This window comes from Natronococcus pandeyae, assembly GCF_008122205.1.
Taxonomy (GTDB): domain Archaea; phylum Halobacteriota; class Halobacteria; order Halobacteriales; family Natrialbaceae; genus Natronococcus; species Natronococcus pandeyae.
The window spans coordinates 70310-94825 of the sequence record NZ_PHNJ01000014.1 but is presented as its reverse complement, the minus strand read 5'-3'; the positions used below and the strand labels follow the sequence as shown (position 1 = coordinate 94825).

At 63.7% G+C, this 24516-nt stretch carries 31 protein-coding genes, 1 tRNA gene and 1 pseudogene; 13 read left to right on the top strand and 20 right to left on the bottom strand.

Annotated features, from left to right (window positions below; genetic code table 11):
• Positions 1-13 precede the first annotated feature (13 nt).
• The gene (locus tag CV102_RS20275; protein ID WP_148859852.1) at positions 14-1291 is read right to left on the bottom strand and encodes a hypothetical protein; all 1278 of its coding nucleotides are present in this window, start codon (positions 1289-1291) and stop codon (positions 14-16) included.
• Between the two features lie 46 nt (positions 1292-1337).
• Entirely contained in the window at positions 1338-1505 is a 168-nt protein-coding gene (locus CV102_RS26170; protein WP_187433052.1) for a hypothetical protein, read from the bottom strand.
• A gap of 85 nt (positions 1506-1590) precedes the next feature.
• Between CV102_RS26170 and CV102_RS20270 the strand changes: the two genes are divergently transcribed.
• Positions 1591-1929 (top strand): cupin domain-containing protein, encoded by a 339-nt coding sequence (locus tag CV102_RS20270; RefSeq protein WP_148859851.1) that lies wholly within the window; start codon positions 1591-1593, stop codon positions 1927-1929.
• A gap of 130 nt (positions 1930-2059) precedes the next feature.
• Here CV102_RS20270 and CV102_RS20265 read toward each other — a convergent pair whose 3' ends face one another.
• Positions 2060-2854: a DNA polymerase sliding clamp gene (locus CV102_RS20265; RefSeq protein WP_148859850.1), complete on the bottom strand. Its 795-nt coding sequence runs from the start codon at positions 2852-2854 to the stop codon at positions 2060-2062.
• A 119-nt stretch (positions 2855-2973) separates the two neighbouring features.
• On the opposite strand from CV102_RS20265, the gene CV102_RS20260 reads away from it, so the two are divergent.
• The gene (locus CV102_RS20260; protein WP_148859849.1) at positions 2974-3540 is read left to right on the top strand and encodes a hypothetical protein; all 567 of its coding nucleotides are present in this window, start codon (positions 2974-2976) and stop codon (positions 3538-3540) included.
• A 42-nt stretch (positions 3541-3582) separates the two neighbouring features.
• Here the strand turns inward: CV102_RS20260 and CV102_RS26165 are convergent, their stop codons facing one another.
• Entirely contained in the window at positions 3583-3723 is a 141-nt protein-coding gene (locus CV102_RS26165) for a hypothetical protein (protein WP_187433051.1), read from the bottom strand.
• A 316-nt stretch (positions 3724-4039) separates the two neighbouring features.
• Positions 4040-4111: transfer RNA gene (locus tag CV102_RS20255), tRNA-His, on the bottom strand.
• A 321-nt stretch (positions 4112-4432) separates the two neighbouring features.
• Between CV102_RS20255 and CV102_RS20250 the strand changes: the two genes are divergently transcribed.
• Entirely contained in the window at positions 4433-4888 is a 456-nt protein-coding gene (locus CV102_RS20250) for a DUF5814 domain-containing protein (RefSeq protein WP_148859848.1), read from the top strand.
• A gap of 3 nt (positions 4889-4891) precedes the next feature.
• On the opposite strand, the gene CV102_RS20245 is transcribed toward CV102_RS20250, so the two are convergent.
• The gene (locus tag CV102_RS20245) at positions 4892-5299 is read right to left on the bottom strand and encodes a CopG family transcriptional regulator (RefSeq protein WP_148859847.1); all 408 of its coding nucleotides are present in this window, start codon (positions 5297-5299) and stop codon (positions 4892-4894) included.
• Between the two features lie 190 nt (positions 5300-5489).
• Here CV102_RS20245 and CV102_RS26160 point away from each other — a divergent pair, with 190 nt between their 5' ends.
• Positions 5490-5645 (top strand): hypothetical protein, encoded by a 156-nt coding sequence (locus CV102_RS26160; protein ID WP_187433050.1) that lies wholly within the window; start codon positions 5490-5492, stop codon positions 5643-5645.
• A gap of 48 nt (positions 5646-5693) precedes the next feature.
• On the opposite strand, the gene CV102_RS20240 is transcribed toward CV102_RS26160, so the two are convergent.
• The 3 genes from CV102_RS20240 to CV102_RS20230 all read right to left on the bottom strand — a co-directional run bounded on the left by CV102_RS20240 (position 5694) and on the right by CV102_RS20230 (position 8659).
• Complete coding sequence (locus tag CV102_RS20240) at positions 5694-6329, bottom strand: RPA family protein (RefSeq protein WP_148859846.1); 636 nt, start codon at positions 6327-6329, stop codon at positions 5694-5696.
• Between the two features lies 1 nt (position 6330).
• Complete coding sequence (locus CV102_RS20235) at positions 6331-7260, bottom strand: replication factor A (protein WP_148859845.1); 930 nt, start codon at positions 7258-7260, stop codon at positions 6331-6333.
• A 151-nt stretch (positions 7261-7411) separates the two neighbouring features.
• On the bottom strand, positions 7412-8659 hold the full coding sequence (locus CV102_RS20230; RefSeq protein ID WP_148859844.1) for a sulfite oxidase: 1248 nt from the start codon (positions 8657-8659) through the stop codon (positions 7412-7414).
• A 128-nt stretch (positions 8660-8787) separates the two neighbouring features.
• Here CV102_RS20230 and CV102_RS20225 point away from each other — a divergent pair, with 128 nt between their 5' ends.
• The gene (locus CV102_RS20225; RefSeq protein ID WP_148859843.1) at positions 8788-9099 is read left to right on the top strand and encodes a DUF7091 family protein; all 312 of its coding nucleotides are present in this window, start codon (positions 8788-8790) and stop codon (positions 9097-9099) included.
• Positions 9100-9105: 6 nt separating this feature from the next.
• Positions 9106-10128, top strand: coding sequence for a mannose-1-phosphate guanylyltransferase (locus CV102_RS20220; protein WP_148859842.1), 1023 nt, complete (start codon positions 9106-9108; stop codon positions 10126-10128).
• Between the two features lie 5 nt (positions 10129-10133).
• Here the strand turns inward: CV102_RS20220 and CV102_RS20215 are convergent, their stop codons facing one another.
• The 4 genes from CV102_RS20215 to CV102_RS20200 are packed head-to-tail and all read right to left on the bottom strand — an operon-like array spanning position 10134 to position 13123.
• Complete coding sequence (locus CV102_RS20215; protein WP_148859841.1) at positions 10134-10364, bottom strand: CbaC protein; 231 nt, start codon at positions 10362-10364, stop codon at positions 10134-10136.
• Positions 10364-12142 carry a b(o/a)3-type cytochrome-c oxidase subunit 1 gene (locus CV102_RS20210; RefSeq protein WP_148859840.1) on the bottom strand — a complete coding sequence of 593 codons (1779 nt, stop codon included), beginning with the start codon at positions 12140-12142 and terminating at the stop codon, positions 10364-10366. Before CV102_RS20210 ends, CV102_RS20215 begins: the two co-directional genes overlap by 1 nt.
• Entirely contained in the window at positions 12135-12929 is a 795-nt protein-coding gene (locus CV102_RS20205; RefSeq protein WP_148859839.1) for a cytochrome c oxidase subunit II, read from the bottom strand. Before CV102_RS20205 ends, CV102_RS20210 begins: the two co-directional genes overlap by 8 nt.
• Entirely contained in the window at positions 12926-13123 is a 198-nt protein-coding gene (locus CV102_RS20200; RefSeq protein ID WP_148859838.1) for a hypothetical protein, read from the bottom strand. Before CV102_RS20200 ends, CV102_RS20205 begins: the two co-directional genes overlap by 4 nt.
• Before the next feature lie 100 nt (positions 13124-13223).
• Here CV102_RS20200 and CV102_RS20195 point away from each other — a divergent pair, with 100 nt between their 5' ends.
• Both CV102_RS20195 and CV102_RS20190 read left to right on the top strand, forming a co-directional pair.
• Positions 13224-13427: a cytochrome-ba3 oxidase subunit gene (locus CV102_RS20195; protein ID WP_148859837.1), complete on the top strand. Its 204-nt coding sequence runs from the start codon at positions 13224-13226 to the stop codon at positions 13425-13427.
• A 97-nt stretch (positions 13428-13524) separates the two neighbouring features.
• Positions 13525-15960 carry a heavy metal translocating P-type ATPase gene (locus CV102_RS20190; RefSeq protein WP_148859836.1) on the top strand — a complete coding sequence of 812 codons (2436 nt, stop codon included), beginning with the start codon at positions 13525-13527 and terminating at the stop codon, positions 15958-15960.
• 44 nt (positions 15961-16004) lie between these two features.
• Here CV102_RS20190 and CV102_RS20185 read toward each other — a convergent pair whose 3' ends face one another.
• Complete coding sequence (locus CV102_RS20185) at positions 16005-16259, bottom strand: CDGSH iron-sulfur domain-containing protein (protein WP_148859835.1); 255 nt, start codon at positions 16257-16259, stop codon at positions 16005-16007.
• Between the two features lie 133 nt (positions 16260-16392).
• Between CV102_RS20185 and CV102_RS20180 the strand changes: the two genes are divergently transcribed.
• The 3 genes from CV102_RS20180 to CV102_RS20170 all read left to right on the top strand — a co-directional run bounded on the left by CV102_RS20180 (position 16393) and on the right by CV102_RS20170 (position 18689).
• A complete protein-coding gene (locus CV102_RS20180) occupies positions 16393-16683 on the top strand; it encodes a DUF7521 family protein (RefSeq protein WP_148859834.1) in 291 nt (96 codons plus the stop codon).
• A 59-nt stretch (positions 16684-16742) separates the two neighbouring features.
• Positions 16743-16982, top strand: a complete 240-nt coding sequence (locus CV102_RS20175; RefSeq protein WP_148859833.1) for a PRC-barrel domain containing protein — start codon at positions 16743-16745, stop codon at positions 16980-16982.
• A 207-nt stretch (positions 16983-17189) separates the two neighbouring features.
• Positions 17190-18689, top strand: a complete 1500-nt coding sequence (locus CV102_RS20170) for an amidase (protein ID WP_148859832.1) — start codon at positions 17190-17192, stop codon at positions 18687-18689.
• A gap of 166 nt (positions 18690-18855) precedes the next feature.
• Here the strand turns inward: CV102_RS20170 and CV102_RS20165 are convergent, their stop codons facing one another.
• Entirely contained in the window at positions 18856-19491 is a 636-nt protein-coding gene (locus CV102_RS20165) for a class I SAM-dependent methyltransferase (protein ID WP_148859831.1), read from the bottom strand.
• A 277-nt stretch (positions 19492-19768) separates the two neighbouring features.
• Here CV102_RS20165 and CV102_RS20160 point away from each other — a divergent pair, with 277 nt between their 5' ends.
• Both CV102_RS20160 and CV102_RS20155 read left to right on the top strand, forming a co-directional pair.
• Positions 19769-19963, top strand: a complete 195-nt coding sequence (locus tag CV102_RS20160) for a cold-shock protein (RefSeq protein ID WP_148859830.1) — start codon at positions 19769-19771, stop codon at positions 19961-19963.
• Positions 19964-20166: 203 nt separating this feature from the next.
• On the top strand, positions 20167-20412 hold the full coding sequence (locus CV102_RS20155; protein ID WP_148859829.1) for a luciferase domain-containing protein: 246 nt from the start codon (positions 20167-20169) through the stop codon (positions 20410-20412).
• Positions 20413-20428: 16 nt separating this feature from the next.
• Here CV102_RS20155 and CV102_RS20150 read toward each other — a convergent pair whose 3' ends face one another.
• From CV102_RS20150 to CV102_RS20130, 5 genes and pseudogenes are all read right to left on the bottom strand, one after another.
• Positions 20429-21292 (bottom strand): hypothetical protein, encoded by an 864-nt coding sequence (locus tag CV102_RS20150; protein ID WP_148859828.1) that lies wholly within the window; start codon positions 21290-21292, stop codon positions 20429-20431.
• A 283-nt stretch (positions 21293-21575) separates the two neighbouring features.
• Positions 21576-22367, bottom strand: a complete 792-nt coding sequence (locus tag CV102_RS20145; protein ID WP_148859827.1) for a DUF2182 domain-containing protein — start codon at positions 22365-22367, stop codon at positions 21576-21578.
• Between the two features lie 16 nt (positions 22368-22383).
• Positions 22384-22989 carry a DUF1326 domain-containing protein gene (locus CV102_RS20140; RefSeq protein ID WP_148859826.1) on the bottom strand — a complete coding sequence of 202 codons (606 nt, stop codon included), beginning with the start codon at positions 22987-22989 and terminating at the stop codon, positions 22384-22386.
• A 375-nt stretch (positions 22990-23364) separates the two neighbouring features.
• Positions 23365-23637, bottom strand: a complete 273-nt coding sequence (locus CV102_RS20135) for a hypothetical protein (RefSeq protein ID WP_233710755.1) — start codon at positions 23635-23637, stop codon at positions 23365-23367.
• Between the two features lie 48 nt (positions 23638-23685).
• Positions 23686-24504, bottom strand: a pseudogene (locus CV102_RS20130) (helix-turn-helix transcriptional regulator).
• Positions 24505-24516: the final 12 nt, after the last annotated feature.

The following is a 24516-nucleotide window of genomic DNA, read 5'->3' as shown; positions in this document are numbered from 1 at the left end:
CGAGAGGCCCGGCTCAGCCGTCGAATCGGTCAGCGATGCGCTGGGAGAGATCCGTGAGGTAAAACGAACCCCAGATCGCGGCGACGACGGCGCCGACGAGGTCGAACAGGAGGTCGACGATCGTATCGTCGATCCCGTGCTGGGCGACGACCGCCTGGACGCCGAGCCACTGTGCACTCTCGTCGACGGCGAACTCCACGAGTTCCCAGACGACGCCGAACGCCAGGACGAACACGAGGATGAACCCGAACAGCATCGTCGGGGGGAAGTAGACCTCGTCGGTGTGGAGATCGATAGCCCGGACGACCGCGTACCCCGCCGCGGCGACGATCGAGGCGGAGACCGTGTGCGTCAGGTTATCCCACGAGCCGACGGCGCCGTACAGTCCGGCCGAACCGATCGCGTGGAGGAAGACGGCCGCCGTGAGCCAGAACGCGAGCCCCGGCTCGATCGGCAGCCCGTAGTCCCGCTCGAGAATCGCCGGCAGGAACGTGATCGCGAGCGCGATCGCGGCGTTCGCGACCGTCGTCAGGTCGCGTCCGACGAGACCGTACAGCAGGAGGACGGCGAGTGCCACCTGCAGGACGCGAGCGAGTCGCCGGACGGTCCGGTCGGGAACGTCCAGCCGGTCGCGGAGCAACGACGGCACCGCGACGGATTCGCCGTCGGGTGCCGACTCCAGCGGAGTCGGACTCCGCTCGGGGACGCGTTCCGTATGTCCCCGGAAGTACCGATCGAAGACGACGCCGGCGAGGAGCCCGGCGACCGCCGCGTAGGCGAAGTCGATCATCATCGCGCGGTTGGCCGCGTCCTGTGAGCGCCCGTCGAGAACGTAGGCGGTTCCGAGCGTCACGTCCGACAGCCACTGGGCGACGTTCCAGGCCCCGGCGACGGCGAGCGTCGTGAGCACGACCAGGACGACCGCGAACGTGTGGTTCATCCGAACGGCCGTAAACCGGTGGATCTCGACGGCGACGACGAGCGCAATCGCGGCGACGGCGACGTAAACGGCGACGGTCGTCAGCGGAGACTCGCCGAGTATCGCCGCGTCGACGACGGGAACCAGGACGAGAACCAGCAGTTCCCAGGGCGGCATCACCAGCGGATCTCGAAACGCAACTGCGGGGACGAGCACGATGACGACCGCGAATCCCGTGAAGACGAACCACCGGTAGGAGCCGTCGAGTCCGTGCGTGATCGCGAGTGCGGCGAGAAGCGTCACGACCGCCCACCCGAGGGCCGCGTTTCGTTGGGGCGCGTCGAGTACGTCCTCGAGTCGGGCGTCCGCCATAGGTACACTACGGGCTGGAGCAGCTAAACGCGAGAGCCTGCGGTCGTCACTCGCCGACGAACACCGTCTTCAGGCGCGTTCCACAGTCCGGACAACAGAGCGTCTGCCACGCCGTCGGATCGAGCCCACCCATCGTCTTCGTCCGGATCGCGTCGTCGCGGTCGACGACGGTAGTACAGGTGGGACACTCGAGGCTGTCTTCGGAACCGGGCATCGACACCGACTACGTCCCTCTCGACGGTAGGTGTTGTTCTCTCGAAGAGTTGCGTTTAGGTGGCTAACCGGCGTGTGACTCGCGTATGGGCTACGATACCGCGTCGAAAGCGGACGTCGAGTCGGTCGTTCCGGACGAGTTCGGTGGGATGTGGTTCCTGAAGGACGCACTCGAGACGGACCACCTCGGACTGACGGTGCTCGAACTCGAGCCCGGCGGCAAGGGAAAGGAACACGACGAAGCGGAGACCGGCCAGGAGGAGGTCTACTACGTCGTCGCAGGGAGCGTCGACGTCGAACTGGAAAACGAGACGGTGGCTCTCGAGTCGGGCGACGCAATTCGTCTCGATCCCGAGGAGACCCGCCAGATCCACAACACCGGTGACGAGCGAGCGACGCTCGTGCTGGCCGGTGCCCCGCTGTAGCGACGCCCAGCACTGTGAAACTCGGCCGTGTTCAGCTACTACTGTGAGTGAGCAGCGTACGGTGGCCGATTCTCTCAGCGAGTCGGTGTACTCTCAACACCGTCGTGGAACTCACTGTGTCGACCGCTTTTTACGTGGTTATTCGCGGCGAGACCAGGTATTCGACGTCGCCAGCCCCGTCGGCGAACTCGTACCGAACGGCGACGGGCGCCTCTGTTCCGATCTCGAGGTCGAGTTCGACGTCGGAGGGCGTCGCCCGGTTGATCGGCTCGAGGTAGTCGATCGAGAACATCGAGCGGGCGTCGTTCGGCGTTAGTTCGACGAGCGAACTCGCGGAGAGTTCGAGCGATAGCTCGTCGGTGTCCCCGTCCGCTTCCATGTAGAACACCTCCTCGTCTTCGTCGATCCTGAGCGTAAGGTGGTCCGAAACCATATCCGCGGCCCGTATCGCGCGGTCGATTTCCCCGGCCTCGGTGACGACCGTCCCCGCGAACTCGAGTTCGAACTCGGAGTGGTCGTGTGGCGACCGGATCGACTCCGGATCCAGCAGCGCGAGCGTGTAGCTGAGTTCGTCGATGCGGATCTCGAGCTTTCTCGTCGCCGGATCGAGGGTGAGCGCTACCAGTTGGTCGCGGTTCGCCATCTTGACGACGTCTCGAAACCGCTCGAGGTCCACGCCGATGCAACAATCGGCAGCGTCGTAGGCCTCGAACGCGGACCGGTCGACCGTCAGTTCGACGGACGCGACGAGTGCCGGATCGACGGCGGATATTCGTATCGCTTCAGCGTCGAACTGGATCCGACACTCGTCGACCAGCGAGTGAACCAGGGCGACGGTCCGCTGGAGCACGTCGGCGCTCACGACGAGCCGAAAGGCTTCGTTCGATCCGGTACTGACGTCGATTTCCGAGTGTGAGTTACTCATCGTCTCTTTCTCTGTGATCGATAGCAACTGATATAGTGTCTTTGACAGAAACGGTATGGATAATCCGAAACAGATTATCTATATATGTGTATATCACGAGCCATAACCCGATACAAGTTATGACGAGGGGCGATCGAGACCGAGGACTGTTGAGCCAGGCTGACCGCGCGTACCTTCGCGGCGAGGCCGACCTCGCAAGCCTACAATCGGAACGAAACGCTCGCGCACGCATCCGTAATCGAATCTACCACGCGATGCTCGACTTCGAACTCCTCGTCGAGCACCTCGCAGACCACGACCGCGAACTCGTCTTCGAGAAACGGTTCGGAAACATGAACGGGACCGACGCCTTCGACGCGATGGTTTCGGCCGCCGCGTTTCTCTACCTCGCGACCGAGGACACCGACCTCGAGTTCGAGTCGGTGCTCGCGGAAGGGATCAACGTCGCCGAGGCGAAACGCGACCGCGCCGCGACCGTCGACCTCGACGTGACGTTCCAGTCGCTCACCGTGGGGCAACTTCGACACAAACTCGAGCAGGGCGAGACGCTGTCGCTCACCGAACTCGCGTATCTCCACCAGAGCGACGAGGTGAATATGAGCGATCTGGCGGTGTACCTCAGCGATCCCGAGGACAGTGAGCAGATCGACAACGGGCGGATCCAGTCGAAGGTGACGAACTTTTAGACGCGAGTGTTCGGCCCTCGAGTTCGGTGAAGGTCCCTGCTCTCAGAGGCCGAAAACTCTGAGAAGAACACCGCCGAGGACGAGGAACACTCCGATTACTGTGCCGACCAGGGGTGGTAACACGGGTATCGGTATCACGATCAGGAGAAATCCGACCACGATCAGTATTGTCGAGGTCCGCATACGAGCTATCTCGCCCGCTACGCAAAAATAGGAGTGGGGAGAACCCCCTGAATTAGGCCGGTAAAGGCGGCTACGAGAATCGAACCCGACTGCGAGAATCGAACCACGGTCGTTTCGTTCACTGCGTTCGCTTCACTCCCTGATTCGATTCTCTGAGGACTTCTGTAGCTCACGACGTTGTTCGCTACAGAAGGTCCGGGTGCGAGAATCGAACCGTAGGGAGAGGTTCCTGCTCACTCCGTTCGCGGGCTGCCTCTCCCAGGGTTCGATCTCGCCTTCCGGCTTTTCCGCTCCTCGTTTTACTCGTCGCGAAAAAGTCCGGGTGCGAGAATCGAACCCGCGTCTCAGCCTCCACAAGGCTGAAGGATAACCACTACCCCAACCCGGACACGTTTACACTTACTTCTACATGCGGTTGGCCTAAAATACGTTACGACTCGAGGACGGGACTGTGCGACTCCGTACCGTGCATTTTCGACCGCCACGCTCCCGCTCACGGGTTCTGCTCACGGACGGTTTGCGTCCGTTCTCACGGCTCGCGGAATCTCCGATTCCGCGCTGTCACCGTTCACGTTTCGCGGTTCTCGTTCCCGCGTGCTCACGGGTTGCGTTCGCTCCCCGTTCGCTTCGTGGTTTTCGTTCACTCCGTTCACTTCAAACCGCGCAACCGGGACGCTTTTTGGCCGGACGGCCGTAGGACCGTCAACGCGTGGCTATCACCGACAAGATCTACGTCAAGAATCACCGCCAGCTCAGCTCCCAGCTCGAGACGAACATCCCGAAGGGGGCGTTCAAAGGCGCAACGCTTGACGTACTCTTCCAGGGCGAGGGCCTCGAGAAACTCGACGAGGCGACCCGCGAACGAGTGCTCGACTTCTCGAGTGACTTCCTCGACTGTGCGTGCGACAACAACCCCTACTGTGGCTGTCCGGAGCGAAAGTTCGTCCAGTACATACTCGAACTCCGCGCACAGGGGCTCGGACCGAACGCCATCGTCGACGTCATGACCGACGACTACATGGTCTACGCCTACTCCGGCGACGTGCTGTCCTTTCTCGACAACGGCGTCCGCACGCTCGAGGCGGCCGAAGGGCTCGCACGGGTCGAGGGCACGGACGAAATGCACGACGAGATCCGGCGGACGAAACAGGATCTCGCGAAGTAACGCTCAGCGGAGCTGTGAGGGGCCGTCGGCGTCGTCCAGATCGTCGAGCAGGAGGACTTCGTCCTCTTCGTCCTCGAGTCGGTCCTGCAGTTCGTTCACGTAGGCTTTGTACTCGTCGAGCTGTTCACGCAGGTGGTCGGCCTCCAGTTCCAGGCGCTCGTGCTCGCGAATGAAGCTCTTGGGAACCTCGATCGTCGGGGGAAAGGAGAGGTCTTCCTCCCCGCCCGCCTCGTTCGCCTCGAGATCGGCCTCCGGAACCACGGCGACCTGCCCGTCGTGCTCGACGAGTAAGTCGACGTAGTCCCGGAAGACCGCGGACAACGAGATGTCGCGCTCCTCGGCGATGTCCTGTAACGCCTCGAAGGCGTCCTCGTTCACGCGAAACGAGATCGTCTTGTTCTTGTTGCCCATCGCGATAACGTTCGTCGGCCACGATACTTAACGATTCGTCAGACGCGCGACCCGTCCGCTCCCGCCGGAACCGACCGTGATTCATTTCGCTTCGGGTTCGTCCGGCCGAGTAGGCTATTCGCCACACATCCGATCGGCCACCCATGCTCACCGACACCCTGGGATCGACCTCGAGCGGGTCGCCGAACCCGTGCGGGCGTTCGAGCGGGTCACCGAACCTGCACGGACGTTCGACAGGGCCGCCGCCGACGTTACCGAGCGGCGCTACGCCGGCGTCGGCCACGAGGCAACTGACGACGAGGTCGACGCGATTCGAGCGATGCTCGAGGCTGTTCCGTCGGAGTGATCGAAAAACTGTGACCGGTCCGGTACCGGTGTCGGAGCCGCGCTCGGTTCAGGCCGTGGCTTCGGTGTCCTCGATCTCCTCGAGGCTCTCGAGGGCCTGAATCACGTCGTTCCGGTAGTTGACGACCGGTGAGTCGTAGCGCTCGCGGGCCATCTGCGCGTACTCGTTCGTCGGTGCCGTCGAGGCGCTCTCGGGGGCTTCCTGCTCTGCTTCCCACTCCTCGAAGGCCTCGATGCGATCGAGGGTGCGCTCGGCGGTTTCGACGACCCAGCGGCTGCGGGTGTCCTCGTCGACGATCGCGATGGACTCGGGACGGACGGAGACGTTGACGCTCCCGTCGTCGGTCTCGTAGGTGCGGGGTTTGCCGACGATCGAGACGTACGCCGGTGGCTCCGTGTCGCGGAGGACGGAGGCCGCCTCGGGCTGGTACTGGCCGGCGTAGACGAAGAACGTCCCCGTTGGGTCGACGACGCGGCCGCGCCAGTACTCGCTGTCCTCGCCGACGTCTTCGGTCTCGGTGAGCGTGCCGACGATGAACACGCGGTTCGCGCGGTCACCCGTCGGGAGCAGCGCGTAGTTCGGTGCGCGTTCGTCGTCGCTTTCCTTGAACGTGTACGTCGAATCGTTGAATTCGGATGCGAAGGCGCGACGTGCGACTTCGCGGGTGAGTTCTGACTGGGACATGTTACATCGACCTCGCTCTGATCAGCAGCTGTTCAGCGTCGACCGGCCCGTCGAGTTCCTCGACGTCGTCGGCCAGAACGTAGCGACCGAACGTCGGCCCCTCGATCCGGTAGTAAGTGCCGACGATCTGGTCGCGGATCTCGTCGGCGACGACGGTCGTATCGAGCGCGTCCATCGCCATATCCTTGGCCTCCTCGAGACTGATCCCGGTCAGGTTCTCGGTGGCGTCCTTGTCGAAGATGACCTCGTGGGCGTCGATGCCGTCGTCGACGACGGCCTTGATACGGAGGTCGAACTCGCCTTCGACCTCGCCGTGTTCGTTACAGCGGCCGTTCTGGAGCACTCGCGTGCAGTCCTCCTTCGGACAGCGCTTGATGAGGCCGCTGCCGCTTTGCATGTCCACGAGGGCGCCTTCGATCTCGCTCGTGTCGTCGCCGACCTCGATCTCCTCGTCGAGCTCCTCGATGACGGTCGTGCTGTTGAGTTTGACCGAGTACCGGCCCTGGTACTCGTCGGTGACGACGTTACGAAGTTCGTAGACGCCGCCCTCCTCGAGCGCGGGCAGATCGGATTTCGCCCACTTGGTGAACTTGATCGTCCCCGTCGGGTCGCCCAGCAGGCCGACCTGCGCGACGGAGTCGCTGCGGGGGTCCCACAGTTCGATGACCTTGGCGGTGAGGTCGATCCACTGTTCTGGTTCGTCGACGTCCTCGACCTGGGCGGCCTCGCTCGAGCCGCTCGAGAGGTCCTCGCGGTCGAGGCCGGCCTCCTCGAGGTAGTGGTTGGTGACGCTCCGGCGTGCTTCGTCGATCGGCACCTTGTACTCGTCGACGAGCGTCGTCAGTCGATCCTCGACGTCGTCGACGCTGACGTCGATGTGGTCCGAAAACTGGTCGTGTATGTCGTCCGCGTGCTGTCGTACGTCGCTCATTGTGTCACGCCTCCTCTTTGGTTTCACTGGGAGGCATACCGAGCTTCGCTCCCGATCGTATTTAAATTGAGGGAACCGGGGTGAAAGTGTTCCGCGAGCGTCCGAAAACGGTCCGGTTGATCGGGGAGTAGTGCGGAATTACTCCGACCAGCTACGGCGATTCGACGTCGACCTCGACGGCGTTCGGCAGGACGGCGTTCGCGGCGTACCCGCCCTCGTTCCAGGGGAACTCGTCGGCCTCGAGCGCGCCCCGCCAAGCGTCGGGATTCGAGATCCGCATGGGCTGTCGTCGGCCCTGGTCGTCGGTCGCGCGCGAAACGAGCACGTGTGTTCCGGGCGTCGCGTCCCAGTCGTACCGGAACAGCCGCCACGCGCCCGCGTAGTCGGGGCCGAACAGCTCCGCAGCGTTCCACGTGTCGCCGCCATCGGTCGAAACCTCGACCTGCTCGAGGTCGTCGTCGCCGGCCCACGCGACGCCCGTGATCTCGATCAATCCGTCCTCGGGAGCGGTGACGGCCGATTCGCCGTCCGGTTCACCGATGATCGACATCACGGTCTGGTCGAACGTGTAGGGATGTTCTGGCTCCCCCGTCTCGAGTTGTTCCCACGTGTCGCCCGTCTCGACGGTTTCGTTCGACTCCGGTTCGACGTCCGCGGGGTGGATCCGGTAGGCCTCCTGCTGCCAGTAGGCGTGCTCGCCGGGTCGATCCAGCGAGTTCTCGACGACCATCGTGTCCATGAGCCGGAGCTCCTCGACCCACTTGACGCTATTCACGCCGTACCAGCCGGGGACGATCACCCGGACCGGAAAGCCGTGCTCGCGAGGCAGCGGTTCGCCGTTCATCTCGTAGGCGAGGATGCAGTCGTCGAGCGCCTTCGAGAGCGGGATCGACCGCGCGAAGACGTCGTCGCCGTCCGACGGGTCGCCGCCGATGGCGGTGAGCCACGCCCCGTCGGACCCGTCCTCCAGTTGATCGCGCAGGACGGAACTGATCGGCGTCCCGCTCCAGACGGCCGTCCCGGCGGCCTCACACCCCCACTGGACGCTTCCCGTCTCCGGCCGGTGCTGTCCGCGGCCGTTCCCGGCACACTCCATCGTGTGTGCGACCGCGACGGTCGGGAACTCGTCTTTGAGTTCGGACAGCGCGTATCTTCCCTCGAGATCGCCCGTCAGCGAGACGCTCCAGGCGTCCGCGTCGGCGTCGGGGATGTCGTTGCGGTGGCAGACGAAGTGTTCCTCGATCGGCGTCAGCCAGTTCGCGTACGTTCGCCTGCTGGCCGCGCCGACGACGGTGTACTTGTCGGCCTCGTCGCGCGTCTCTCGGACGCCGCCGCCCTTTCGCTCGAGGATCGCATCGATCTCTCCGTGACGGCTCTCTCGAGACTGTTCAGTGCCCATAGGTAGCGTGCAACACGAGCCGGGAAAACCCTTCTCCACGCCCGGCAGCCAGATACTCCGTCGCCGTAGAACGGAACTCCGGGCCGTCGGCGACGGGACTATGTGGCCCGCTCTCTAACTGGACGACGATGGCGGATCGTCGCCGGCTCGAGCAGTTTGTTCGATCGAAGCTCCAGGAAGCGGGCGAGCAGTACGAGACGTTCCGAAAATCGGGCGACGGACAGCTCGAGGAGGCCCGGAGTGCCTACCAGTCCGCGAGGAACGCCCGCGGCTTGCCCACGGACGAGCAAAACCGGGCCAAGATCGTCTGTCGCCGTTACGCCGAACGGCGGGCGGCGCTGCTCGACGACCAGTACCGGCCGGCCTGTTACGAGGCGGGGCATCCGGACTGCGAGGGCTGTGCCGAAGACGTTCGCGACGGTCGGATCGAAACCTGGTGACCGTCGATGGATCGGCCCATCGTCGCCTGCGTCCTCGCCGGCGGCAGCGGAAACCGGCTCTACCCGGCGAGTCGACCCGGGCGGCCGAAACAGTTTCTCACGCTCGGTGGTGACCGGTCGCTGCTCTCGCGGACGCTCGAGCGCGTCCAGTTCACCGACGAACGGTACGTTCTGACCACCGAGGAGTACGTCGACACGGTTCACGAGCACGCGCCGAGCGCGGGGGTGCTGGTCGAACCCGAGAGCATGGACACCGGACCCGCCCTGGTGTACGCCGCCTGGCGGCTGCGCGACCGGTTTGACGCCGAACCGGTGCTCCTCGCGGTCCCCAGCGACCACCGCGTCGAGGACGAGGCGGCGTTCGCGGCGACCTGCGAGCGCGCCGCCGAACTCGCGCTCGAGACCGGCGGACTCGTCACCCTCGGCGTCGAGCCGACGCGACCCGAGGTCGGCTACGGCTACGTCGTCCCTGCAGCCGCCGAAAACGACGTCGGCGACGTCGCCTCCGTCGACCGGTTTACGGAAAAACCCGACCGCGAAGACGCGAGACGGCTCGTCGAGGTCGGCGCCTACTGGAACGCCGGCATCTTCGCCTGGACGCCGACCGTGCTGTTGCGAGCCGCTCGCGACTCGCCACTCGAGGCGCTCGTCTCGGCGCTCGAGGACGGCGAGCCCGAACGCGGCTTCGAGGCAGTCGACGCAATCAGCGTCGACGACGCGATCATGGAAACGACCGACGACGCGTACGTCACGCCGCTGTCGGTCGGCTGGGACGACCTCGGGACCTGGGACGCGATCGGCCGCGCGCTCGACGGTGACGAGGACGATACCGTCGTGCTCGAGGGCGACGTGCTGTCGATCGACAGCGAGGGGAACGTCGTCACCGCGCCGGACCGGCACGTCTCGCTGGTCGGGATCGAGGACGTAATCGTCGCTGCCGTCGACGACCGGCTTCTCGTCGCGGATCGAGACCGGGCCGACCGCGTCCGGGACGTCGTCGCCCGTCGTCGAACCGAAGAGACGCGGTGAGGCGATCAGTCGCCGTTCGAGACGTTCCGATCGGCCGTCTCGTCCGTGTCCTCATCCTCACCGTTCTCGGGCAGGAACGCCCAGACGAGGACGATGGCTACGAGGACGGCGCCGACGACGGCAGTCTCGAGGACGCTCAACTCGACGTTGATCCAGGACAGCACCGTCCGTAGCTCGACGAGCAGCGGCGCGAGAAGCGCCAGGACGACCAACAGGCCCGCCTTCGAGATCCGCACTATCGGATCACCTCCAGGAGGCCGGGCAGGGAGAGTGACTCGAGGGCGCCGACAGCGAGGTGTTCGACGGCGAACGCGAGCAGCGTCACCGACTCGATGCTGACGGGGAACGGATTGAGTTCGGGACCGAACAGGCCGCCGCGGTCGACGATCGAAAGCAGCGGGAAGGTGTAGGCGAAGATCACGAGCACGATCGCGATCGCGGTCCAGAGCTTGAGGTTGTCGAGCACGAGCGGGGCGTCCTCGGGGCCCGAGAGCGTTCCGGCGTACTCGTTCGCGGGAAGGTCGTCGCTGCGGCCGTTGAGGCCCGTTCCGATCACGTTCGCGAAGAACAGGACCAGCGAGAGCGTCAGCAGTATTCCTCCCAGCGCGATCTGGGCCTGGAGTTCGCCGATGCTCCCGACGGCCGCCTCGAACTCGAAGCCGTCGTACTGCGGTTCGGCCGTCCGGCGCGGGACGCCGAGCAGGCCGGCGCGGTGCATCGCGTTGGACATGAACGTCATGCCGACGAACCAGAGCACGACCTGGCCCAGTGCAACGGAGCGACTCCACAGCGCCTTCCCGGTCACCTGCGGCAGGAACCAGTAGGTGACGGCCATGAACGTCAGCGCGACGGCGGTGCCGACGGTGAGGTGGAAGTGGCCGACGACCCAGAACGTGTTGTGGACGAGGTAGTTGATGTTCATCCCGGCGTTTACCATCCCCGAGAAGCCGGCGGCGGCGAACATCAGTCCGGCCAGCGCCATCCCGGTGAAGACGGGATCGCGCCACGGCAGGGCTTTCAGCCAGCCGAAGTAGCCCGTCCCGCCTCGCTGGCGGGCGCCGTGTTCCATGCTGGCGACGACGGTGAACGCCGTCAGCAGGCTCGGCAGCAGGAGGAACATCGTGTTCGTCATCGCGATGAACTTGAAGCCCTCGGCGATCCCCGGATCGAGGTACTGGTGGTGGATCCCCGTCGGCACCGAGAGGATCAGGAAGAGGACGAAGACGACGCGCGCGAGCGGGTCGCTGAACAGCTTCCCGCCGGAGACTTTCGGCAGCAGGACGTACCACATCATGTACGCTGGCATCAGCCAGAAGTAGACGACCGGGTGGCCGAAGAACCAGAACAGCGTCCTGGTGAGCAGCGGGTTGACGGTCTCGATCCAGCCGAGCGACCACGGCAGCAGGAACAGCAGGATCGCTGCGGCGACGCCCAGCGTCGCGATGTACCACATCAGCATCGTGGTCAGCACCATGAACGTCGGCAGCGGGATGCGCTCGTCGGGGTTCTCGCCCTTCCAGGCCCACCACGACCGGAACCAGTCGACGCCGGCGAGCCAGGTCCCGACGACGAACAGGACGAGCCCGAGATAGAACATCGGGTGTCCCTGCAGCGGTGCGTAGAACGTAAACAGCACCGACGCGCTGATATCGGTTGCATCGGTGAAGCCGGCCAGAATCGCAACGCCGCTCAGCGTTATTCCGATCGCCATCAGTCCGTACCACCCCCAGGTAAATCGGAGGTCTTCGACGCCCCGGTCGAGACTGGTCGTTACCGCCCACGTGAAGATGCCGACGAGGAAAAAGATCGTAAACGAAATCACGAGGAAGACACCGTGGGCGGTAAGGACGGTGTAGTAGTCCGCGGAATCGATAAACCGGTAGTAACCGGTCCGGTGGAGCGTCTGGATAACCCCGAAGACGCCCCCCAGCGCGAGCGCGAAGAACGAACTGTAAAACGCCGCGCGGATCACCTTCGCCTCTGCCGGGAAGTCGTCGATGTACGCGTTACTCATCGTCATCATCCTCCTCTTCGAGTTCGTCGACTACAGTCAGTGTCCCGCTGTCCTCGTAGTCGTCGACGGTAACCGTCCAGTCGTGGTCTCCCTCGCCGAGGTCCGCAGTGTCGACGGTGAACGTGGTCGTCTCGGTTTCGCCGCCGGCGACAGTGACGTCCTCTCCGAACGTCTCGCCGTCGATCTCGAGGGTGACGGTCGTCTCGAGCTCCTCGAGCATGCGGTTCTCGACCGCGACGTCGATCGTCGCCTCGTCGCCAGTCTCGACCTCGTCGTCGGCCTCGACGGAGAGTTCGGTCATGTCGAACTCGTCTTCTTCGACGACGTGCAGCTGCCCCTCCATGTTGTGGTGTCCGGAGCCACAGTACTCGTTACAGACGACGCCGTACTCGCCCGGCTCGTCGAACTCGACGGTCATCGTCGCCACCTCGCCGGGGATGACCATCGTGTTGATGTTGGTTCCGGCGACGCTGAAGCTGTGGATCACGTCCCTGCTCGTCACGTAGAAGGTGACCTCGCTTCCCGCCGGCACCTCGATCGGATCGGGGCTGAACATGAACGTCTGGGCGACGACGTAGGCTTCGTACTCGTTCTCACCGACCTGTTCGACGCGAGGGTCCGCGAAGCGCTCGTCCTCGCCGAGTTCGCCCGGCTCGACGGTCTCCTCGCTGTCGTCGATCATCGCGATGCCGAGGCCGACCGAGCCGTACGTGACCGTCGCGATGAAGCCGACGATCAGCACGAGCGCGGCGATCAGCCACACCTTTTCGTAGGTGTGGATGTTCATAGAACTCCCACCACCGTTACGAATCCACCGACCACGGTTGGCTCGTTTCCAAGGAACTCGACAAAGTACATGAAGACCCACAGAAACGCCAGGATGAGGAAGTACAGGCCGATCAGTGCGAGCGTCCCGATCGGATCGTACTCGTCGTGATCGATCTCCTGTCGTTGCGCAGGCTCTTCTGTCAACCGGCTCATGCGCCGGTCTTGGGAGAGTTACTGCTTAACTGCTCGAGTCGTTCCCAGCCCGTAGGAAAGGGGGTTATTATTATGTCTCGTTCCCCCCAAACGCTCCGTTATGGTACTCGAGGATCTCTCTCCACGGGCTGCGCTCGTCGTCGGGTTACTCGCACTCCTCCCGGTCAGCTGGTACGGCCTCGGGAGTTCGCTCTCGGCCGGCGTCGTCTCCGCAGTCAACGTGCTAATCATCCTCGCCTGTCTCTACGTCGCGTTCACCCCGATTCCGGGAAACCACGGGCACGGCTCGAACGAAACGTCGTGAGCGGCCGACGCTGACGATGGCGTTCGATTCGTTCGGTCCGAACGTGCTCGCTCGTCGATGACCGTTCTCGCAGTCGCCGTGACCTCGTTCGCCGTCTATGCCCCCATCACACGCTCGTTCCGATGCGGTCGACCGCCCCGCCGATAGCGAGGCCGCTGACGAGTGTACCCTATGTGGCTTTCCGACACCGAGCGATCCGGTCACGGATCCCGACGGCGGGGGCGCGTTCTGCTGTCGGGGCTGTCTCGACGTCCACCGAACTCTCGAGGAGGTCGACGAGGCCGACGCCGACGCCGTGCGCGACCGCCTCGAGGACGACGCGCCGGCGCTCGACGACCTCGAGGGCGAGGACGCCTTCCTCGCGGTCGACGGGATGCACTGTGCGACCTGCGAGGCGTTCCTCGAGACGCGAGCGACCGGTACCGACGGCGTCCTCGGCGCGGAGGCGAGCTACGCCACGGACACGCTGCGGCTGGTCTACGACCCCGACGCGCTCGAGGCGGAACGCCTGCCCGAGGTCGTCTCGGGCTACGGCTACGAGGCCCGCGAGCGCGGCGAGGGCCGGGACGAGGAGCCTCGAGACGCCGCCCTCGTAAAGTTCCTGATCGGCGGCGGCATGTTCGGGATGATGGTGATGATCTGGTACGCCGTCTTCCTCTACCCGACGTACTTCGGCTACGAAGCCCTGGCCGACTTCGGGAGCTACGACGGCTACTACGTCGCCGTCAACATCTGGCTGATGACGACGTTCGTCCTCTTCTACACGGGCTTGCCGATCCTCCGCGGGGCGTACGTCAGCCTCCGGGCGGGGATGCCGAACATGGACCTGCTCGTCTCGCTGGCCGCGCTCGGCGCCTACGCCTACAGCACCCTCGCCATGGCGCTGGGTCGAACCGACCTCTACTTCGACGTCTCGGTCGCGATCATCCTCGTCGTCACCGCCGGAACCTACTACGAGAGCCAGATCAAACGCCGCGCCGCCGGCCTCCTCTCGGATCTCACCGAGGCGCAGGTCGACGAGGCCCGCCGCGCGGAAACCGGCGAGACGGTCCCGCTTTCGGCGGTCGAACCGGGCGAGCGCCTGCTCGTGCGTCCGGGCGAGCGCGTCCCGCTCGACGGCACCGTCCGCGAGGGGCAGGCCGCCGTCGACGAGTCGCTGGTCACTGGCGAGTCCCTCCCCGTCGAGAAACGGGCCGGCGATCCGGTGCGCGGCGGAACCGTCGTCACCGACGCGCCGATCGTCCTCGAGGTCGGCGAGGACGCCGAGAGCACGCACGATCGGCTCGTCTCCCTGCTCTGGTCGATCCAGAGCGCCAGACCGGGCGTCCAGCGACTCGCGGACAAGCTGGCGACGATCTTCGTCCCGCTCGTCGTCGCGCTCGCGACCGTAACGACGGCCGCGTTGCTCGCGACCGGCTCGAGTCCCGCGACGGCGTTTCTCGTCGGCCTCACCGTCGTGATCGTCTCCTGTCCCTGCGCGCTGGGGCTCGCGACGCCGCTCGCGATCGCCTCCGGCGTCCAGACCGCGGCGCGGCGCGGGATCGTCGTCGCCGCGGAGACGATCTTCGAGGAGGCCCCCGAGATCGATGTCGTCGTCCTCGACAAGACGGGCACCCTGACGGAAGGGTCGATGTCGGTCGATGACGTTCACGTCCCTGCCGTCGACGTCGCCGATGACCCTTCCCCGCCCGACCCCGACGAACTCCTCCGGCGGGCCGCAGCCGTCGAAGCGCTGTCGGAGCACCCGATCGGATCCGCCATCGTCGACGCGGCCGAGACCGACGACGGACTCGAGTTCGCGACCGCCGCTGTCGACGACTTCGAACGCCACGCCCGGGGCGTGAGCGGCCGCGTCGACGGCGATCGCGTCGTGGTCGGACACCCCGACTGCTGTCGCGAGCAGGGACAGTCGATCCCCGCTTCGCTCGAGTCCCGGATCGAGACGGCGAACGCCGACGGCGCCGTCCCGGTCGCCGTCGGCTGGGACGGGCGAGTCCGGGGGGTGATCGTCGTCGGGGACGCGCCGCGCGAGGAGTGGCAGGATGCGGTCGAGACGCTCGCGACGGGTCGCGAGGTCGTCGTCCTTACCGGCGACGAGGGCGCTGCGGCGGACCGGTTCCGGGACGTCGACGGCGTCGACGAGGTCTTCGCGGGGGTCCCGCCTGAGGCGAAAGCCGAAACGGTCCGGCGACTGCGCGCCAGGGGCCGGGTCGCGATGGTCGGCGACGGCAGTAACGACGCGCCGGCGCTCGCCGCCGCCGACGTCGGGATCGCACTCGGCAGCGGGACGGAGCTCGCGACGGACGCGGCCGACGCCGTCATCGTCGGCGACGACCTCGGTCTGGTCGCGGAGACGTTCGACGTCGCGGCCGGCACCAACCGGCGCATCCGCCAGAACCTCGGCTGGGCGTTCGTCTACAACGGCGTCGCGATCCCGCTCGCGATCACCGGGCTGTTGAACCCGCTGTTCGCGGCCGTCGCGATGGCCGCGAGCAGCCTGCTCGTCGTAATCAACTCGTCGCGGTCCGTGTGATCGCGCCGGCGCTCTCGCGGCCCGGGATCCGATTCTCGAGACTGTTACTCGTCCTCGCCCTCGCGCTCGTCCCCGTCGTCTTCCGTCACGACCCGTTCGACGACCGAGCGGTCGCCGTCGTCGTAGACGTACGTCGTCTCCTCGTCCTCGTCGAGGGTCTCCCGGTGGCTCCCGTCGCAGAACGGGAACGAGTCCGAAAGACCGCACTGGCAGATCGCGACGTCTCCCTTCTCGTCGTCGACGTCCGATGGATCGAGCTTTCGCGGCCCGTTTGCCTCGAGTTCGACCAGTCGTGTCATTGGGAGACATCGACGCCGAAGCGACGAAAACGTTCGCCCCGGTTGCCGGCGGTCCCGGCTTCCGTTTCCGTCGAATAATTCGGTGAACGGTAAGGTACTTGATCTCGGTCTCGAATTCAGAGGCGTAGCAGCGATGCATTTCCCCGCCGCCGAAACTGCCACCACGGTTCCCCTCGCCGTCGTGAAGACGCTCGTCCTCCTCGTCGGGAGCGCGATTACCTACTTCGCGTTCAAGGCCTATCGACGAACGAAACAGCCGCCGTTGGGGTATCTCGCGTGCGGGTTCGGTCTCGTCACGCTCGGCCTCGTCCTGGCCGGCGTCCTCCACGAGATCCTCGGCGTCTCGCTCGAGACGGGAATCCTCCTCGAGAGTTTGCTGGTGCTCGCGGGCTTTCTCGTGATCGCCTACTCGCTGTCAGTGTAATCGAACCCTGCAGTCTCTTGCTGTGACTATACACTCTCTCGTATTCATGACGTATACGTATGTGTGCAATCTTCACCGACGACGAAGAAGGAAAACGCGTCGTCAACGCGAACGGTGATACGGTCGGAATTGTCAACGAGGTCAGAGGCGGAACGGCCCACGTCAATCCCGATCCGGGTGTCACGGACACGATCAAGTCCCAACTCGGCTGGGGCGATGCCGACGAGGAGACGTATCCGCTCTCCGACGAGAACGTAGCGGCGGTCACCGACGACGAGATTCGACTGGACCGGCTCTGAAATCGCTTCCCGGTCCGTCGTGAGTTCTCCGGGGCGCTCGAGCGGCCGACGTCGCCCGGACACCCCGGTTCCGTTGTCTCTCGACCAGTATACAATCCCCGGGAGCGACAGGTAGGCAATCTTCGGGAGCGACAGGTAGGGCAACCGTACCCGTTGCTTGCTAGTGCCACCTTCGGTCACTTGACTCGGACGAACGACTGATTGTGTATGCCCATGCGGTCTCCGACGAAAGCGGCCTTCGACGAACTGGGGGAGAACCTATTTCTGGATCTCACCGACGAGGAACTCGAATTCTTCGTCGAGATGGCTGAGCAGAAGACCGAAATCTACGAGACGGTCGTGTCCTACGATCCGGAGCCGCGGCTCGGCGGCGCCGAGCGCCGCGAACGAAGCGCGGGGCGGCGCGTCCGGGACGGCGAGGATCCGTACAACGCCTGGGTCACGCAGTGTTTCGTCGGCGGCGACGACGGGGGCGACCTCGACGGCTGGGAGATCGGGATCAAGGACAACGTCTGCGTCGCCGGCGTCGAGATGACCTGCGGATCACAGGTCCTCGAAGGGTACGTTCCGAACCGCGATGCAACCGTCACCTCGCGCCTCCTGGAAGCGGGTGCAGACATCGTCGGCAAGACGAACATGGACGATATGGCGATGACCTCGACCGGCCACAGCGCCTTCGGTCCGGTCCTGAATCCCCACGACGAGGACTATCTCGCGGGCGGCTCGAGCGGCGGCAGCGCGGTCGCCGTCGCGCGCGGCGAAATCGACGCCGCGATCGGCTCCGACCAGGGCGGCAGCGTTCGCGTTCCCGCAGCGTTCTGTGGTATCGTCGGCCACAAGCCGACGTACGGTCTCGTTCCGTACACAGGGTGTATCGGTATCGAGCACGCGATCGATCACCCGGGGCCGATGGGGCCCGACGTCGAGAGCGTCGCTCGCGTTCTCTCGACGATCGCAGGAAGCAACGAGCGAGACCTTCGATCTCACAGTCCGGTTCCCGTCGAGCAGTACGAGGACGCGCTGGACGGTGACGTCTCCGACCTCTCGATCGGCGTCCTCGAGGAGGGGTTCGACCGACCGGGGGCGGACGAGGACGTCCTCGAAACCTCGAGGAACGCGATCGACCGACTCGCGGAGCAGGGCGCGTCGGTCGACGACGTCTCCGTGCCGATGCACCTCGACGCAGGGGACATCCACGAGGTCTGTACCTCGGAAGGGCTGCTGGACGCGATAACGGGTGAAGGGCTCGGACACGGGTGGAAAGCGTGGTACAACCGGTCGTGGGTCGAGACGTTCGGAAAGTCCCGGCGGGCCCAGAGCGACGACTTCCCGGCCCGGCTCAAGCTGCTGTTGCTCATGGGGTCGTACACGAACGGCGAGTACCACTCGCGGTACTACGCGCGCGGAATGAATCTCGTCGTCGAACTCACGGAACGGTACGACGAGGTGTTCGACGAGTACGACCTGCTCGCGATGCCGACGGCGGTGGAGACGGCTCTCGAACACCGACCGGAACTGGACGAGTACGATCGACTACGAGAGATCGAGGTCAACCACAACGCGATACCGTTCAACAGAACCGGCCATCCCGCCGTCAGCGTTCCGGCAGGCGAGGTCGACGGTCTTCCCGTCGGACTCATGCTCGTCGGTCCTCGCTTCGACGATGCGACGGTGCTGAACGCTGCGTACGCCCTCGAGTCGACGTGACTCTCGGACGCCAGTCGCTCGAGAACTATAGCACTGATCAGTCGCTGGTGCGAGTGGAACGCCACCGAAGACGAATTGACTCGGACGTCGCTCGCTGTTCGGCAGTAGCGGATGTTCGACGTGGTTCAGGTCTACGACCGCTCGCTCGCTGTACTCGACCGGCTACTCAGCGATCGGTTCGGCTCGGCGTCGTTCGGAACGTTCGGACGGTATTCCGTTTCCCGGACTCCGCAGCGACTTCGACGAAGCCCCGGTCGGTGAAAATCCCGTTCCAGTTGCGGTAGTAGAGCGGGAACTCGTCGTCGACGTAGTTCACGTCAGGATCGGTCGACTGTGTGCGACCCGTTTCGCCCTCGTTCTCCGCGACGATGAGCAGATCGTCCGTAATCCGGGTCAGTTCCTCGAAGACCCACTCGGCGTCCGGATGAAGGTGTTGGAGCGTCTCCACGGAGTAAATCGCGCCGAACTGGTCGTCGGCAAAGTCGCCGACGACGTCTTCGATCGCGTCCAGATAGAACTCCCCACAGGTAGCGACGTCGGGATACGTGTCCTCCATCACGCCGAACGCCTCCTCGTTGACCTCAATCCCTGCCAGATTCTCGAAGCCGTGTTCGTAGAGGTGCGAGAGGTGCCGGCCGGAACTGTAGCCGAGTTCCAGGATCGGCGTGCTTCGGTCGGCAAATCGCTCGAGCGTACGACGAATTACGTCACTCGTTTCGTTCGGCCCGTAATGGGCGTAGTACTCCGGTGAGTACGCTCCGGACCGCTCTGCCCACTGACGCCGAACATCGTTAGAATCCACATCTACCAACCGTCGGGGGTACGTAAAAACCCCGTTGGACTCCGCCTACTGACTCCGCGAGCGACCACGCGATCCGACCGTCGAACTACCGTAAGTGGGGATACCACAGAACTGCCGCGTCGTTACGACGAATCGGACAGCATACTCCGAATAAGTGCCTCTTGATGGTCGCACGTCGGCTAGATGCGTTTGAAAGTGGGTATCCGAACCCTGTCGTGCGATATTTGCGGACAGATACGGAACCCTTAACCGTACACTCGGTATTTGTTTGGTTGTAATGGCAAACGGTAAGGTTGACTTCTTCAACGACACAGGCGGCTACGGATTCATCGAGACTGAGGATGCTGACGACGACGTGTTTTTCCACATGGAAGACGTTGGCGGCGAGGATCTGACGGAAGGTACTGAGATCGAATTCGACATCGAACAGGCCCCCAAGGGCCCGCGCGCGACGAACGTCGAGCGCGTATAATCTGATTACTGTCGCCTCGAGCGACACTTGCGATACGATCGATTTTTTGCGAAACGAGCTAGATAGCACCCGCTCAGTTCGACGGATCGTACCGTTGAGGGGTTGCAGACCGAGGACTCTCCACGGCTTCACCTGCCGGAACCCGTCTCTCGCGTCTCGTCCGCTCGATCAGTTCGTCTCCCGGCAGCCCCTCTCTAGAGGGGATGACAACCGATATCGAAACTCGCGTCACGTCCTGGCCGGGCGCCGAGGCCGCTCCGCACCGATTCGACGGAAGCGCGTTCATCCTCGAGGGCCGCGAACTCGGTCACGTTCACGGGCAACAGCAAGTCGATATCCCGTTCCCGAAGCGCGTGCGCGACGTCGTCGTCGCGAACGGGCTCGCGTCGAAACACCCTTTTCTTCCCCGAATCCGGCTGGATCACGAAGTACCTCGAGTCGGCCGGTGATGCCACAGCAGACGGGCTACGATTCCGTCCCGTCACCCTCCAGTTTTCCGTCAGCTGGCCCAGATGGTCGCTGGCCACCAAACGCCAGCAAGTAGTTAATCGCCAGAGCCGCCGCGATGACCAGCGGGAGCATCGTGAACACGATTGCCCACACCGAGACGGTGGTCTCGCCCTCCAGGACTAGCACGACCGTCATCCCCGTAATCGAGGGGGTGAGCAGCGCGCCGAGTAAGAGAACGACGCCACCGACGACGTATCCCCACGGACGTCGCTGCCAGAGCCAGTAGCCGGCGATCGCCAGTGCCGGGACCACGACAGCGAGATCGATGGCGTGGCTGACCGTCGCCTGTTCGCCGAGTTCGTCGACGATCGTGGGTGGAGTCCCTTCTAGCAATGGTGGCACCAGATCCCCCAACCACAACAACGCGAGGCCGAGTGCGATCGCCCAGAGGAACCCGCTGTAGACGACGGGCGAGACGCGACCGTGGACCTCGCGGTAGACTCGCTCTTCGTCGATACCGGCAAAGCCGCTGATGAGCGCGAACAGGGAGAGTCCGAACAGGGCGACGTAGCCGAGGAAAAACTCGTTCCACGCGACCGAGAACGCGATCGATGCCCACATGTAGGTCATGTATGCGAGCGCTCCGAGCCAAATCACGTACCCGCGAAGTGAGCCGCGAGCGGCTAACAGGAGTCCGAGCGCCAACACCGGCACGCCGACGAAAAGGATCGTGAGATCCTGTACGTACAGTGCCGTGAGGAAATCCGGATGATCCCTGTAGTGGCCCGGACGGAAGAGGCCGAGAAGCGTCGAAACGATCGACAGGACGAGGATCGCAATCGTCGTCCCGATCTGCCAGCGCGAGAGAGAAGTAGTCATTGATCTGTCACCAATAGACTACACGACTCCTACCGAGATAACCTCCTACAGAGATTCCCATTCACGGGGAAAGCCCATCGTTAGATCGAGTCCCTCGGGCAAGTACAGTTCGTGTATCGATCCAGCACGCGGTTAGCGACGTGATGGGAGGAAGTCGAACTGTCGGTCGTGAACTTGCCAGAACGCGTAGGCGGTGGCTGTCCCGGATACACGGATGTGCTTCTGGGGCGATCGCCTGGGCTTCCGATCATCACAGCGCGGTCTCTCGATCGGTTTCGGGTGCTTACACCATCGTGACCCCGATGAGGACGACTCCGGCGACACCGGCGAGTATACCGACAGCCGTGGCCAACTGTGGCCCCCACGAGACCGTCCGCTCGAGCGAGAGCACCACCGCGATGATCGCCATCCAGAGAATGTTCATCGAACCGGCGACGACCATGAACGCGAAGAGAGCCCAACAGCATCCGACACAGAAGAGACTGAAGCGCAAGCCCATGCTCGCCGCGCCCTGGATGCCCGGACGGTGATAGGTCATCAGAAAACCGAACGGGGATCGACATTTGTCCAGACACCGGTACTTGTACGGGGACAGCTGGTATCCTCCGAGGAGTATCAACACGCCCCCGAAGAGGAGGGGACCGTGATTGCCGGCGAGCGGTGCGATCGGAACCGCCGAGTTCACTGCAAGCGGGACCAGCCCGGTGAGCGTCCAAACGAGGGTATACACCGCGAGCAACGTGCTCAGCCGAGCAGCTTTTGCGAGTGTAGACAGCTCCCGAACTGTCCCGTTATACAGCCGGAACAGCGGCACCGTCGAGGGATACATCATGGCGATCATCATCGTCCCCCACATGACCAGATAGAGTCCGACGCCGACGGGACCATGTCCGATCGCCATCGCCTCGGGAACGCCGGGATCGGACATCTGCATATCCATCGCTCCTCCGGGCATCGGAATCCACCGCCAGAGGATGGTGATCCACGCACCGAGCGCGAGAAGGTACATCACGATGGCGATGAGCGGAAGCTGGCGAAGGGTGAAAATCCGCTGTTTCGACTCTTGTGCCGACATTCCGTGGGCGGTGGGTTCAGGTGTTCGCCATCTCGAACTCGGCGAAGTACGAGTTGTTGCCGCTGACGTCCCACGAGAAGTCGTCGTCGAAATCGACGGTCGCTTCGGTCGTCTTCCCGATGTTCGCTGTCTCGTGTGGCTGGATGAACGGGTGGGGGTATGCCGTCCCCTGGTCGTCACCGAAGCCGACGCTCCTGTCGGTTTCGATCGTGACGATATCGCCGGCGCTGAACGAGAGGTGGCCGTCCTCCGTCGAGTAGGAGAACGGCACCACGACGCTATCTTCGACGGTGTCAATCAGCGGCGCAGCGGCTTCGAACAACCCTCCCGCTTGGCCGGAGAAGATGGTTTCCAGGGCCTCCGCTTGCGCTTCATCGGCCGCTTCGTCGATCACGAGCACCACGCGCCACCCGCCTTCGAGGAGGATTCCCTCGTCTACGAGGAGGATCCCTGCTCCAAGCCCGTCCAGGGAGACGTCTCCGTACGCTCCATCTTCGATATTCCAGAACACAGCGACGGTACACCCACCATCATCTGCTGGTTCGTACCACAGACACTGGCACGGAACTGAACAGTTGCACGCTTCGATGAAGTTACCTTTGAGATTCCAGTCTTGTGTCATTGGTATCCTCCTCCCCCTCCACGATTCCTTCTACATGTGAACTGGTCTCATGGGGGTTGGGCGTGAGGATACCACGGATGATCGCAAGTAGTTACCTGGCGACATTTTTGCAGTCGCTGCCATCCGTGCAGCCGATGAAAGGGGATGTCCGGACCCGGAAGATCAGTGATCGAGGTCGTGTTGGGTATCGCCGGCTGCACCCCGTTTGTGCGGATTCAGTAGTTAATTCGGTGCAGTTCGGTTGGAACAAACGAAGTCCGTTTATCGGATCCACCCTCTGTATCTCGCACGTTGCTTCTGACAGACATCAGGCAATTCTTCGAGCCGCTGCGAGATGCATACCACGTATCTCGAACGGAAAAATTATCTGCTCTGCTACCTATCTGCGGTGACGACGTACGATTCCATCGGTGAGACTATTCCTTCGTCGTCAATGTATGCGTGTAATGCTTTCTCGACCTCTTGGATCAGTTCGTCTCGCACCGCTCGCTCGACGCCTGCGATCGGTTCGGCCAGCGGCGAGCTAGCCGCCTCGCGGCGAACGAACTCCGCGACCGACGGATAGCGCACAGAACCGATACCAACGGTGACTGAGACGTTATCGAACCCTGCATCCTGGACGAGTGTCTGGAGGGCTTCCCCGCTCACGCCGTGAAAGCATCGTTGGCGAGGGAAATTTGAGTCGAAGGGTGTCGATTATCGGATCGATTCGATCGAGGCGCGGTCAGTTGCGTCGTCGAGCGGTCGGGCCTCATCTCGGAACTGTTCGTAGTAAGACTCCGCCCACTCCTGCATCCCGTCGCTTCCGGTATCGATGAGTGACTGTAACGTTCCCGTCTCCGTATCGTAACAACAGATGCTGACTCGGTCGTCGAAGAGGCAGATTCCACACCGGTCGTCGAGCGGAAGCTCATCGTGCAGCAAAACGGTGTAGTTGGTGTGTGTCGTCGTCTCCAGAACTGTTTCTTCGTCCCACGCGACGAGTTCCTCGAAAACGACAGGCGGGTAGATGTATTCACACTTCAGGCCACCTCGGACGTGGTCGAAGAACGGCTCCAGATTCCCCGACTTGAGCAGAGCCATGCCGAATCCGCGCATCGTTTCGGTTGTTGTGATGAGCTCCGTGAGACGTTCGACAGGTTTGTAGGGATATCCGGGCCCCGGCTGGGAGACGACCACGTCGGTGAACAACTCGATACTGAATCCGTCGATTTCGTGTGGTAGTCATGGCCAGACCTCGCGGAGTCGCCGTTGATACGCCATCGCATCCACGAACTCCTCGAACTGATCGGCCACGAACTCACCCAGCCCGGTCAGCCGGTACGTCCTCCCGTCTCGTTCGATCCAGTGGCGGTTCTGGAAGTCGGTGAGGATTCGGCCCATGGTCGGAGACGATGCTCCTGTTGCGGTACGGAGCTCGTCCCGGTCACACGGCCCTCTGGTCAGTGCGTCGAGCACCCCGACGCGATGGGTCGAACTGACGAGGAACTCGACGTCGTCGAGTGTCGCATCCATGGCTGTGATAAG